This window comes from Spirosoma montaniterrae, from assembly GCF_001988955.1.
Classification (GTDB): domain Bacteria; phylum Bacteroidota; class Bacteroidia; order Cytophagales; family Spirosomataceae; genus Spirosoma; species Spirosoma montaniterrae.
In genome coordinates, this window is sequence record NZ_CP014263.1 from 1,028,708 (window position 1) to 1,040,221 (window position 11,514).

General features: G+C 54.2%; 12 protein-coding genes. 3 read left to right on the forward strand and 9 right to left on the reverse strand.

Going from position 1 to position 11,514, the window contains the following annotated elements; translation table 11 throughout:
- The first annotated feature begins 11 nt into the window (after positions 1-11).
- Together AWR27_RS04475 and AWR27_RS04480 are read left to right on the forward strand one after the other, a co-directional pair.
- Entirely contained in the window at positions 12-779 is a 768-nt protein-coding gene (locus AWR27_RS04475) for an exodeoxyribonuclease III (protein WP_077130091.1), read from the forward strand.
- A gap of 101 nt (positions 780-880) precedes the next feature.
- On the forward strand, positions 881-1,480 hold the full coding sequence (locus AWR27_RS04480; protein ID WP_077130092.1) for a pseudouridine synthase: 600 nt from the start codon (positions 881-883) through the stop codon (positions 1,478-1,480).
- A 9-nt stretch (positions 1,481-1,489) separates the two neighbouring features.
- Here the strand turns inward: AWR27_RS04480 and radC are convergent, their stop codons facing one another.
- The 3 genes from radC to AWR27_RS04495 all read right to left on the reverse strand — a co-directional run bounded on the left by radC (position 1,490) and on the right by AWR27_RS04495 (position 3,032).
- A complete protein-coding gene (radC, locus tag AWR27_RS04485; RefSeq protein ID WP_077133794.1) occupies positions 1,490-2,188 on the reverse strand; it encodes a RadC family protein in 699 nt (232 codons plus the stop codon).
- Between the two features lie 73 nt (positions 2,189-2,261).
- Positions 2,262-2,528, reverse strand: a complete 267-nt coding sequence (gene rpsT, locus AWR27_RS04490; RefSeq protein WP_077133795.1) for a 30S ribosomal protein S20 — start codon at positions 2,526-2,528, stop codon at positions 2,262-2,264.
- 105 nt (positions 2,529-2,633) lie between these two features.
- A complete protein-coding gene (locus AWR27_RS04495; RefSeq protein ID WP_077130093.1) occupies positions 2,634-3,032 on the reverse strand; it encodes a Dabb family protein in 399 nt (132 codons plus the stop codon).
- 91 nt (positions 3,033-3,123) lie between these two features.
- On the opposite strand from AWR27_RS04495, the gene AWR27_RS04500 reads away from it, so the two are divergent.
- Complete coding sequence (locus AWR27_RS04500; RefSeq protein ID WP_418346607.1) at positions 3,124-4,194, forward strand: zinc dependent phospholipase C family protein; 1,071 nt, start codon at positions 3,124-3,126, stop codon at positions 4,192-4,194.
- A 46-nt stretch (positions 4,195-4,240) separates the two neighbouring features.
- Here the strand turns inward: AWR27_RS04500 and AWR27_RS04505 are convergent, their stop codons facing one another.
- The 6 genes from AWR27_RS04505 to AWR27_RS04530 form a co-directional block, all read right to left on the reverse strand.
- Complete coding sequence (locus AWR27_RS04505) at positions 4,241-7,567, reverse strand: UvrD-helicase domain-containing protein (RefSeq protein ID WP_077130094.1); 3,327 nt, start codon at positions 7,565-7,567, stop codon at positions 4,241-4,243.
- Positions 7,568-7,569: 2 nt separating this feature from the next.
- A complete protein-coding gene (locus AWR27_RS04510; RefSeq protein WP_077130095.1) occupies positions 7,570-8,100 on the reverse strand; it encodes a hypothetical protein in 531 nt (176 codons plus the stop codon).
- Between the two features lie 29 nt (positions 8,101-8,129).
- The gene (hisC, locus tag AWR27_RS04515) at positions 8,130-9,332 is read right to left on the reverse strand and encodes a histidinol-phosphate transaminase (protein ID WP_077130096.1); all 1,203 of its coding nucleotides are present in this window, start codon (positions 9,330-9,332) and stop codon (positions 8,130-8,132) included.
- A 108-nt stretch (positions 9,333-9,440) separates the two neighbouring features.
- Positions 9,441-9,956 (reverse strand): peptide deformylase, encoded by a 516-nt coding sequence (locus AWR27_RS04520; protein WP_077130097.1) that lies wholly within the window; start codon positions 9,954-9,956, stop codon positions 9,441-9,443.
- Positions 9,957-10,040: 84 nt separating this feature from the next.
- The gene (locus AWR27_RS04525; protein WP_077130098.1) at positions 10,041-11,228 is read right to left on the reverse strand and encodes an aminotransferase class V-fold PLP-dependent enzyme; all 1,188 of its coding nucleotides are present in this window, start codon (positions 11,226-11,228) and stop codon (positions 10,041-10,043) included.
- A 29-nt stretch (positions 11,229-11,257) separates the two neighbouring features.
- A complete protein-coding gene (locus AWR27_RS04530; protein ID WP_157579134.1) occupies positions 11,258-11,491 on the reverse strand; it encodes a hypothetical protein in 234 nt (77 codons plus the stop codon).
- Positions 11,492-11,514 lie beyond the last annotated feature (23 nt).

An 11,514-nucleotide genomic window follows, 5' to 3' on the forward strand; every position in this document is an offset into this window, starting at 1 on the left:
CACTTTTACCTATGCAACTCATTTCTTACAACATCAACGGCATTCGGGCAGCCATGCGCAACGGCCTGATTGACTGGCTTGCCCAACACGATTTCGATATTCTTTGCTTTCAGGAAGTAAAAGCCACTGCCGATGTTGTTGATCTGGCCCTGTTCGAGCAGCTTGGCTATCAGTACCACTGGCACGCTGCCGAGAAGAAAGGCTATTCGGGTGTGGCAACGTTTTCTAAAATCCCGCCGACGAATGTGGTGGTTGGCTGCGGCTTACCTGTCTACGATTGTGAGGGCCGGATTTTACGTACTGATTTCGAGGATATTACGCTCTTGAACTGCTATTTTCCGTCGGGTACGTCGGGCGAGACCCGGCAGAGCGTAAAGATGGAATTTCTGCGCGATTTTTTCGACTACGTGCAAAACCTGCGCCGGGAACGGCCCAATCTGATTGTGGTGGGCGATTATAACATTGCCCATACCGAGCGTGACATCCACGACCCGGTGCGGAACAAAAATACGACCGGCTTCCTGCCCGAAGAACGCGCCTGGATGGACGACTGGTTCGGCAACGGCATGGTCGATGCGTTCCGGTACGCCAATCCCGACAAAGTGGCCTATAGCTGGTGGAGTTACCGCGCTGGTGCCCGCGCCAACAACAAAGGGTGGCGCATCGACTACGCATCGGTCAGCGAACCGCTCCGCCCCCGTATCCGCGACTGTCAACTGCTGCCCGATGCCGTCCACGCCGACCATTGCCCGGTGCAACTATCGTTGAACCAAGATTAGCCAGAGTTGTCAGGATTAAACAGGATTTATGCGCTGTGCTTATTTTTGTAGAATCAAATAAGCGCAGCCCAGCATTAAATCTTGCGGTAATCCTGATAATCATGGCTAATCCTGGTTCAGATTATTTCCTCGTTTACAAACCCTACCTCACTCTCTCGCAGTTTTCGCGTGAGGGGAATAAGCCGACGCTGGCTGATTTGCCATTTGTGTTTCCGCCCGATGTATATCCGGTTGGTCGGCTCGATGCCGACAGCGAGGGGCTGTTGCTCTTGACCAACGATAAGCAACTGAACCACAGACTATTGAATCCTAAATTTCGGCATAACCGAACCTACTACGTACAGGTCGATGGGGCGTTGACCGACGAAGCATGTCGGCAACTTTCCGAAGGCGTCACCATTTCGGTCGATGGCAAGCCGTATCAGACGCTACCCGCAACGGCCCGCACCATAGCCGCACCCGATCTGCCCGAACGAAACCCGCCCATTCGGTATCGGGCCAACATTCCAACATCGTGGCTATCCATTAGCCTGCACGAAGGCAAAAACCGGCAGGTACGCCGAATGACAGCCGCCGTTGGTTTCCCGACGCTACGGCTCGTGCGCTGGTCCATCGAGAACCTTACCGCCGAAGGTATGCAGCCCGGCGACGTGCGCCAACTGAGCCGTGCCGAGGTGATGCGGGGGTTGACATTAGCGTAGATGTTCAGGCTACAGAATCCCTTCATCCGCAAAACTTAGATACGCCTTGTCGGTGAAAATCAGGTGGTCGAGTACGGGAATGTCGAGCAGGCGACCGGCGTCTTTGAGTTTGCGGGTCAGGTCTTTATCGGCCTGCGAGGGGGTAAGATTGCCCGACGGGTGGTTGTGGCAGAGAATAATGGCCGAGGCCAAATGCTCAATGGCCTGTTTGAAAATAATGCGGGTATCGGCCACCGTACCCGACACGCCCCCCGCGCTAATCTGCACCGGACGCATAACTTCATTAGCGCGGTTGAGCAGCAACACCCAGAATTCTTCGTGGGGTTTATCCATCAAATGGGGTATCATCTCGTTGTAGGCATCGCGTGAGCAGGTGATACGCGCTCGTTGCGGTCGATCCTGTTCTTTGCGCCGACGCCCCAGTTCGAGCGCGGCCACAATGGCAATAGCCCGTGCTTCGCCAATGCCCCGAAATTTCGACAGGTCTTTGACGCTCAGGCGGGCGAGTTCGTTAAGATTGTTGCCAACGCTCTTCAGGATAATTTTGGCAACGTCGACGGCGGTCAGATCGACGGTGCCGGAGTTTATCAGAATGGCAATCAGTTCAGCTTCTGACAGAGCTGCTTTGCCTTTCAGCATCAGCTTTTCGCGCGGGCGGTCTTCCTCGGCCCAAGTCAGGATAGTACCGGAAGTAGTTTCGTAAGTCACGCCGGCAAAATAAAACAAAAAACCTTACCCACAAAAAGGTAAGGTTTCGTCAGTGTCGCTGAAGGGGGTAGAACTAAGCAGCAGCCGGTTTCAGGCTGTTAACCAACCGAGCCAGTTTCGACTTATTGTTCGATGCTTTGTTCTTGTGGATGATGTTGCGCTTAGCGAGTTTGTCAAGAGCCGACGATACGGTTTTGAACAACTCAACGGCCATTGCATGGTCGGTAGTGGTACGCAGTTTTTTAACAAGGTTCCGCGTTGTTACGTGCTGATAGCGGTTTTGCAACCGCTTCTTTTCGCTTGACCGGATTGCTTTTTTTGCTGACTTATGGTTTGCCATTGGTATATAAATGAAATCGTTGTCGCGATATGAGGGCGCAAAAATAAACAATTCGGGCCGAATCACCAATAGTTCGGCCCGAATTGTTTTGTAAGTAGTTCATGGTCAGGGCCGAATGTCGGCATTGACGATCAAGGAATTATCCCAATCAGCGCGGTTCTCGGCCACGAACTGTTTGTAGGCCGGACTGTTCTCGAAAATTTTTATATCGGCCTCCGACTGAAACGTCAGGTAATGTACTACGTCATAGTCAGAAACACCAGTGTTGGTCAGGATTGTCTTACCCGACGTATAATTGACGATCTGTGGAATTTCGTGTTTTAAAGCCGCAAAACCGTTCATATGCCGTTCAACAGCTTGCGATTCGACCCCTTTTTTAAATTTCACACAGACAATCTGCTGTTTCTGCGCTTTGCGGGCGGGCGAGTAGGCTCCGTAGATTGTCAAAGCAAAAGCGCACATCAGCACAACGATGAGGGCATACCCCCGTGATTTCGCATTCATGATTATTTGTCTTTTTGTTGATTTGCCAAATTTTGTTCTGAAAAACATAGAAGTTTTTTTGAATAGTTAAATTAAATACTCAAAAAGTACCATGTTCTATCAAATGTACAAACGATTCATTCGGCGCAAAGGTTTCGCGAAATTTTTTTTGTGTCTCCTGATTTCGATTAGCTCCTGTTACGCCGGAAAATCCATTCTCCCAAAAAAGCCAAGCTGTCTTCTGGCTCAGAAAAGTACAATTCACATAATCCCGTCCTGGGGGTTTTACGCGCATCAGCAGATTAACCGACTGGCTGTGTTTACGCTGCCCGCCGAGATGATGCCGTTCTTTAAAAAGCACATTCAGTTCCTGACCGACAACGCCGTGAATCCCGACAAACGCCGGTATGCCGTGGTGGGTGAAGCTCCGCGCCATTTCATCGATCTCGACGCCTACCCCGATACGTCAACAACCACATTACCACGCTTTTACAAAGAAGCGGCTACTCGTTACGGCGAGGACACGCTGGCCCTGCACGGACTGGTGCCGTGGCAGATTCAACTGACGAAATACCAGCTTACCGAAGCGTTTAAACAGCGCAACATCCGGCGTATTCTGCGCATCGCGGCTGATCTGGGCCACTATATTGCCGACGCCAACGTGCCGTTGCACACTACCCGCAACTACAACGGTCAATTGACTGGGCAACAGGGCATTCATGGTTTCTGGGAATCGCGATTGCCGGAATTGCACAGCCTGAATTATGACTTCCTGACTGGCCCGGCGGAGTACGTACAATCGCCACAGAAAGCGGCCTGGCGGGCGGTGTTTCGGGCCAATGCTGCGCTCGATTCGGTGCTGCGCTTCGAGCGACAACTGACCGACGAACTGGGTGAAAGCCGCAAATTTGGTTTTGACGAACGCAACGGCATCACCTCTAAAGTTTACGCCGATGACTTTTCGCGGCAGTACCACGAACGGCTGCACGGGCAGGTGGAGCGGCAGATGCGGGCGTCGGTAAAAATGGTCGGCGATTTCTGGTACACCGCCTGGGTCGATGCCGGTCAACCCGATTTGAAAGCGTTAGCGAACTATAAATTCACCGACGAAGAAGAAAAAGAAGAAGCCGAAGAAAAGAAAAGCTGGCTGAAACGCCTGTTTTCGGCCAGGGAAGAAGGATAGTACGTGGTGCCGAAACTGCGGCACTACAGATACGGGCGTCGGGGCATCAAACAACAACAACTTCCGGTACGTCGCTCAAATACACCAAACGACCTTCGACTTCGGGAAAGCCCATGTCGCGGTAGAGGTTTGTGAAGTATTTCAACGAGCTGAGCGGGTCGCGGGCTTCGTCGGCGGGCTGGCCGACCGATTGGTACTGTACCAGCACGATTCGGCCCGTCGAAAAATGCACCACGCGATGTGGAGCACCGTGTAATCGCTTGTTGCTCAGAATACTTCGGTCGGTGTCGATACGCAGTGTGTCATCAAATAAATTTGACAGCGCGGGGTGCGAGACGATGGCGGTCAGGCTCTGGCGGAGGTCGTCGCAGTCCGACAGGCGAATCAGTCCTTCGCTAACAAGCCGACGTAGACTATTGTCGATGCTGTTGGGGCCTTTAATCAAACTAAGAGCCGCGCCGAGTTTGCGGTCGCGCTCGCGGGTGCGTTCAAACGTGCGGACGTCGAACATACGGTCGGCCTGTCGGCGCAGGTTTAGCTCCTGTAGGCGGTGGCCGCTGATAATATCGTCCAGCACAATCTCATCGGCAGTGTCGTTGGCTTTTTTGTGTTCAAACGCGTCTAAACACAGGCTGATTTCGTAGCTGCTGCGGCCTTCCTGCCAGCTACAGCCGCAATTGCGGGCCACCTCGCCATCGCGCAGGAACGCATGGAGCCAGTAGCTGATGTCTTTCTGACTACCTTCTTTCGAGAAATCGCCCCCCTCGCCAATGATGTACAGCCGGTCGGTAGGGCGGGTGAAAGCCACGTACAGCAGATTCATATTCTCCAGAAACGTTCGCGTCACCTCTTCCTCATACTGCGCCGAAACACTCGTTGGTACTTTTTTGAGTTTATTCGTCGGATGAACGGGCGCACTGAGCAGCCGGGTTGATTGGCCCAGTGGGTCGGCGTGGGTCAGCAGGTCGGTTTCCACGTCGTCCAGATTGACCCAGATTGTGCCCTTCGACATGGGCGCAACGTCCCAGTTGGCAAACGGGATAATCACCACCGGGAATTCCAGCCCTTTCGATTTGTGAATGGTCTGAATCTGCACGGCGTTGCGGGCATTGCCTTCGACCGATATTTTCTCACGAACACCGTCCCAGTACAGCAGAAAATCGGCCAGGTGTCCGCTGCGTTTCTGGTTGAAGGTCAGCACTTCGTCTAAAAACCGGAACAAAAACGGGTTGTGCTCAGCCTGCCCGAACAGGCCAAACTGCGCCGTAAGCCGCTCGGCCAGTTCATAAGGGTTAAGTTGCCCGAGCGCATAGGGGTTGAGCGGGTAGCCTTCGTTGGTCAGGTATTCATAGACGGCGTCGGCCCCGGTTTCGGCTACCTTTCGCAATTCTTCCGTCAGCATATCGTCGGGAAAAATGCCCCGTACAACACGGTGATAAAGATACAGCAGTTCGTATCGCCACAACTTATGGTCGGGCCGCATCAGCACCCGCATCACCGTTACGAGCCACTTTACGGGGTCTGAAAATTCGAGCGACAGCGAATCGGCAGACACAAGCGGAATTTGCCGGGCGTTGAGTTCATTCGCCAGCGCACGGGCGTCCTTTTTTCGGCGGCACAAAACGGCAATGTCGCCGTACTGATAGCCATCGGCTAAGGCATTGTTCAGATGCTCGATGGTTTTTTCGAGCATCATGGTCGTCAAATCTTTTTTGGCTTCGTCGTCCTTCTGCACAAAGTCAATCTGCACGTGACCTTCAGGCCGCGCTTTAGGCGACACCTGCTGGTGAAACAACTGTTCGGCATCGAACACGTCGGCGAGTTTGGGGTGGTCGAACTCGAACTTGCGGGCGGTATGCTCAAAAAATTCGTTGTTGAATTGTACGATGGGGGCTGCGCTGCGCCAGTTGGTATTCAGCACCTCGTCTTTGATGTGCCCGTCGAGCATGGCAATGCGTTCGGCGGTCCACGAATCGGGTCCGTGGGCGTGTTTCAGGCTGTTGAGGTCGTGCCGGTGCAGGGCTACAATCTGGTCCATATCGCCCCCCCGGAAGCGGTAAATGGCCTGTTTGCCATCGCCCACGGCCAGATTGAAATGCTCGAAACCGAGCGCGTTCTCAATCAGCGGCAGCAGGTTGGCAAATTGCAGCCGCGACGTATCCTGAAACTCATCAATCAGAATATGATTGTATTTCTCGCCTAACCGCTCATACAGAAACGGCACTGGTTCGGAGGCTACAATGCTCAGAATTTTTTTGTTGAATTCCGAAATATGCACCCGCCCATCTTTGCGAAGCAGTTCATCGAACTCAATTCGCATTTGCTTCAGCAGGGCCAGCTTTTGCAGGTGTGGCAACAAACACTCGAACAGCGCGACCTGCCGACCGCGCTCGTCGCGCAGGGTTTCGATTTGGGTCAGGCAGTCGCAGAGTTCGTCGGCCATCGCATCGATCATACCCTGCACGGGCATCGGCGTTTTTTTGCCGTACCACTCGCCTTTGTCAACGGCGTTTCGCACCCGCGTACCGGCTTCTTTGGCTGCGTCGCCCCCGGCCACGGCCCGAATGAAGCCACCAACGCCCGCTTTCCCGTAGGTGAAATCGTCTTCGCTCAGACCCGCGTCTGTGATGCGCTGCCAGGCGCGTTGTGCGTGGGCCACAATGTCGGCTTCGTGCTGTTGGGTGAAGCCCAGCAGTTGCCCGCGAATCTGGCGAATAGCACTGGGCGAAAGTTGCTGAGCGGCATTGACGGCCTCGTAAAACTGGTCGGAGGTGAGGTTTCGGCCAAATTCTCTGAGCATTTCGGGCAGTTGGTTCCAGCTTTTACCCTCGTCGGCGGTGGTGGTGTAATAATCGCTCAGGATGGTTGTAATCTCATCCATTTCATCCACGCCCGCTTTCTCGATCAGGCTGTCGATAGCCAGTTCCAGCACTTCGTCGGTCTCCATTTCGACCTCGAACGAGTAGGGCAGGCCCAATTCATCGGTAAATGCCATGACTACCCGTTGCGTAAATGAGTCGATGGTTGTCACCGAAAAATCAGCGTAGCGGTGCAGAATGGTTTTGAAAACGGCGTCGGCTTTCTGGCGCAGGTCGGTCAGGGCAACGGCAAATGCATCAGACTGGCGCGGGCATTCGTACAGTTCTTCGGCCAGATCGATAGCAAGGTCATCGACCTTACCAGCGGCCAGGTCGCGGAGCCGGTCGAGAATCCGGTTTTTCATCTCATTGGCGGCTGCGTTGGTAAACGTAACGGCCAGGATATGCCGGAAATAGTCCTCTTTCTCGCCTGGTCGGAGGGCTAATTTGAGGTACTCTTTGGTAAGGGTATACGTCTTACCCGACCCCGCCGACGAACTATAGATTTTGAACATGCCTAAAAATTATACCGAATTCCCAGCCCGGTGTTCAGGCTCAGGAAAAACGGGGCCTGGAGCAGCTCGACGTAGCCGCCCCCTTCCAGAAAGAACGAATACGGTTTGTTGGCCGGGAAAATCTCCAGCCCACCAATGCCCGATGCCCCCAGCGAGAGCGCGTTCTCGAACTCGCCGTTGAGCCGGGGCGGGTAATACCGGCGCGTATTGATCTGCCCGCCAAAGCCGTAGTAGCCGCGCAGGCTTTCGTTGCTGGTCAGGGATTTATGCCACAGATAATGGCCCTGAATGCTCAAACCTACGCTGCGGTACTGGCCCGTGCGGTAGCTACGCCGGGTGCCATACAAACCGCCATACGTGCCAACGTTGAGGTCGAAGGCGTGGTTGCTGCCAAAATATTTGCGGATGTTCAGGCCCGACGGTTCGCCCAGCCGGAAGCCCACCGACCAGTTGTTATACTGCGCCTTTGCCACGTTAGTAACTGATAGCCAACCCGCTACGGTTAATGCAATCAGCAAGAAGGTCTTTTTCATAGAGTGGTTGTATTGCATTGTTGGCAAAATTAAGCGTTCGAGACTAACTCTGGTTTCGTTGCCTGTTGGCCATTGCCAAGTGGTAAACGTGGAGTAGCTGTGTTCTCGTGTTGTTGCCGCAGCACTTCGAGCAAACGTTCGTTCTCGGCCCGTGTGCCAACCGAAATACGCAGGCAGCCGTCGCAGTGTTTTACGCGGGAGCGGTCGCGCACAATAACCTGTTCGCGAATGAGATACTCAAACGTGGCCTGCGCATCGGCGAATCGTACTAATAGAAAATTAGCATCCGACGGATAAATCAGTTGTACGTCGGGCAGCAATTGTAAGTGTTCAGCTAAATAGCCGCGCTCGGTCTGTATTTCGGCCACCATCGCGTTTTTGTCTGCTTCGCGTGTCAGGGCTTCAAGGGCCAGGGTCTGCGTCGGGGCCGAAATGTTGTAGGGTGGCTTGATTTTGTTCAGTACCGCAATCAGTTCCTCGCTGGCAAAGCACATACCGAGCCGCAAACCAGCCAGCCCCCAGGCTTTCGAGAACGTTTGCAGCACCACCAAATTCGGGTAACGGTCGAGTTCGCTCGTCCATGATTTGTCCGGCGAAAAGTCAATGTACGCTTCATCGACTACCACCAGCGATTGCGTAGCCGTTTCCAGCACCGTCCGGATGTCATCGGCTCGCAGCCGGTTGCCCGACGGATTGTTGGGCGAACACAGCCAGACGATCTTCGTGGTTTCGGTAATGCCGGCCAGCACGGCGGGCAGGTCGACCTGAAAATCAGCCGTGAGCGGGATTTTTGTAATTGCTACGTCGTTGATTGTGGCCGATACCTCGTACATGCCGTAGGTAGGCGGCATAATCAGGATGCTGTCGTGGCCGGGCGAATCCACGCCGGGCGAATCCACGCCGGGCGAATCCACGCCGGGTATGCAGGTGGCCCGGATGAGCAGGTCGATGGGTTCGTCGGAGCCGTTACCCAGAAAAATCTGTTCGGGCCGAACGCCCTTAATCGGGGCCAGCCGCTGTTTGATAGCCCACTGATGCGGGTCGGGGTAGCGGTTGAAGTGGACCTCGGCGGTGGTTGAGCCGCCGAGCGTCGGACCGCCGAGCGTCGGGCCGTATGGATTTTCGTTAGCGTCTAAGAAAACGCCTTCGGTGCCGGTATATTCATCACGGGCCGACGAGTAGGGTGTCAGCGTCAGGATGTGTGGGCGCAGCAGGTTTTTTAGTTGGAACATGTTGCAAAGGTACAGGGGAACACGGATTATACAGATGAAACGGATTAACACAGATTTTTCTGTAGACATCCGTGTTGATTTGTTTCATCCGTACAATCCGTGTTCCATTTAAGAATTTGGTGTTGGTCGCCAGCGAAACGCCTGGGCATCGATGGCCCGCATGGTGCAGAGAATGCCGTTGAGGTGGTCGTACTCGTGCTGAATCAGTTCCGAAAGCGACCAGTCCGAAACGGGCCAGACGTGTTCGTGCCAGTGTTCGTCGCGGTAGGTCAGCGTCAAACTGCGGTGTCGGCGCACCCGAACCAGCAGGTTGGGGAAACTCATGCAATCGTCCCAAAGTTCGTCCATATCGTTGCTGACAGATGTTAGTTCGGGGTTGATAATGACCTGCGGCCAAGCCTGGCCCGGACGGTCGATATTCAGGTAGAACAGCCGTTTCATAATACCCAGTTGCGGGGCTGCAATACCGCGCCCAAACTGGTATTTGGCCCGAATCTCCTCCATTACGTTATGCAAATCAGCCACCCAGCCCGGCACGAGCGGCAGTTCGTCGGGTCGAACGGGTTCGCAGGATTCATACAGGCGCGGGTCGCCCAGGAGCAGCAGGTCAGCGAGGGTCTTCATCTGATGGAACACGGATTAAACAGATTGGACGGATTTACACGGATTTTTTCTTGAACAAAATTTACTAATCTGTGTCAGTCCGTCTCATCCGTTTAATCTGTGTTCCATCAAACTGACTAAACGCTCCACTTCGTCGTCGGTATTGAAATAATGTGGAGAGATGCGCAGAGCGGCTGTGGTCATACCTTTTTGGGCGTAGTTGATGACGGCGGCATTGTACGAACTGACCGAGGTGTTAATGCGCTCGGCTAACAGGGCGGCTTTTAGTTCGGCGGCTGTTTTCTGGTTGTGAATCAGCGTAATGATGCTTGCCAGCCGGTTGCCTTCGTCCAGCAGCCGGACGCCGGGCAGTTGGGCCAGTCGCTGACGGAGGTTCGTACACAACTCGGCGTTTCGGTGAGCGATGGCGTCTACTCCCACGCGCAGGGCATAGCGGTGGGCTTCGGCGGCTCCGAGCATCAACGCGTAGGGAAATTCCCAGTTTTCAAAGCGGGCAGCGGTGTCGGCCAGCCGGTAGCTGTCGGGGCCAGTCCAGGTAGCTCCGTGCATGTCGATAAACAGGGGCGCGTAATTCTCTGACAACACCCGGTCCGACACGTAGAGGAAGCCCAAACCGCGTGGCCCGCGCAGAAATTTGCGGCAGGTGGCACTCAGGAAATCACACTGAATCTGCCCCACATCGACCGGCAACTGCCCCACCGACTGACACGCATCCACCAAATACAGTGCTCCAGCTTCGCGGCACAGCGGCCCGATGGCTTCGACTGGCTGAATCAGCCCGGAGTTGGTCGGTACGTGTGTAACGGCTACCAGCCGGGGGCGCAAAGTCTGAATTTTTTCGGCTATGTCGTCAACCGAAACGCCACCCGCCGGGTCGTCTCCGGCCCGTACTACGCGCACGTCGAACCGGTCCTGCAACGACAGAAAAGCGAGTTGGTTGGATGCGTAATCATTATTGGTGGTCAGAATAACGTCGCCCGCCCGAAACGGAATGGCCGATAGTGCCTGACTGTAGGCATCGGTCGCGCTGGAAACGGCGGCAATGTTCCGGGGTTTGGCGTTAAGCAACGCTGCCGTAGCTGCGTAAAATCCCTGAATGGCATTCTGCTGTACTTCAGCGGCTTCGTAGCCACCTACCTGCGCTTCGAGCGTGATTGAGTCGATAATAGCCTGCACCACCGGCTGCGGCATCAGCGACGCTCCGGCATTATTGAAGTGGGTCAGCGTGTCAACGGCGGGCGTATCGGCGCGAAGGGTCTGGAGGTTGTTCAATAGATAGGTATGTTGCTGTCGATAATCATCTATTCACGGCCAGGTAAAGGTCTGTCTTGTCGAGTTTCGCGCTGCCATTCCGAAGCATCTCCGAATGATTCACCAACTCCGCCTTTGGCGGTTATTTCATACATTAGCTCGATAAAATTACGCTGTTTATTGGCCTGATCTACATCAATCACTCGTCCGTTAAATCTGGAAAGAACCGATAGCAGAGATTCTTTATCTTGTGGCGTATCGAACTCGATAAGTACCCGTTCCATAACCTTCTCTTTTTTTAGCAAGA

Bases quoted from the DNA above. Each gene is read 5' to 3' on its own strand.
- AWR27_RS04475 (WP_077130091.1), top strand. From the start codon at position 12: ATGCAACTCATTTCTTACAACATCAACGGCATTCGGGCAGCCATGCGC.
- AWR27_RS04480 (WP_077130092.1), top strand. From the start codon at position 881: ATGGCTAATCCTGGTTCAGATTATTTCCTCGTTTACAAACCCTACCTC.
- rpsT (WP_077133795.1), bottom strand. From the start codon at position 2,528: ATGGCAAACCATAAGTCAGCAAAAAAAGCAATCCGGTCAAGCGAAAAG.
- AWR27_RS04495 (WP_077130093.1), bottom strand. From the start codon at position 3,032: ATGAATGCGAAATCACGGGGGTATGCCCTCATCGTTGTGCTGATGTGC.
- AWR27_RS04500 (WP_418346607.1), top strand. From the start codon at position 3,124: ATGTTCTATCAAATGTACAAACGATTCATTCGGCGCAAAGGTTTCGCG.
- AWR27_RS04505 (WP_077130094.1), bottom strand. From the start codon at position 7,567: ATGTTCAAAATCTATAGTTCGTCGGCGGGGTCGGGTAAGACGTATACC.
- AWR27_RS04510 (WP_077130095.1), bottom strand. From the start codon at position 8,100: ATGAAAAAGACCTTCTTGCTGATTGCATTAACCGTAGCGGGTTGGCTA.
- hisC (WP_077130096.1), bottom strand. From the start codon at position 9,332: ATGTTCCAACTAAAAAACCTGCTGCGCCCACACATCCTGACGCTGACA.
- AWR27_RS04520 (WP_077130097.1), bottom strand. From the start codon at position 9,956: ATGAAGACCCTCGCTGACCTGCTGCTCCTGGGCGACCCGCGCCTGTAT.
- AWR27_RS04530 (WP_157579134.1), bottom strand. From the start codon at position 11,491: ATGGAACGGGTACTTATCGAGTTCGATACGCCACAAGATAAAGAATCT.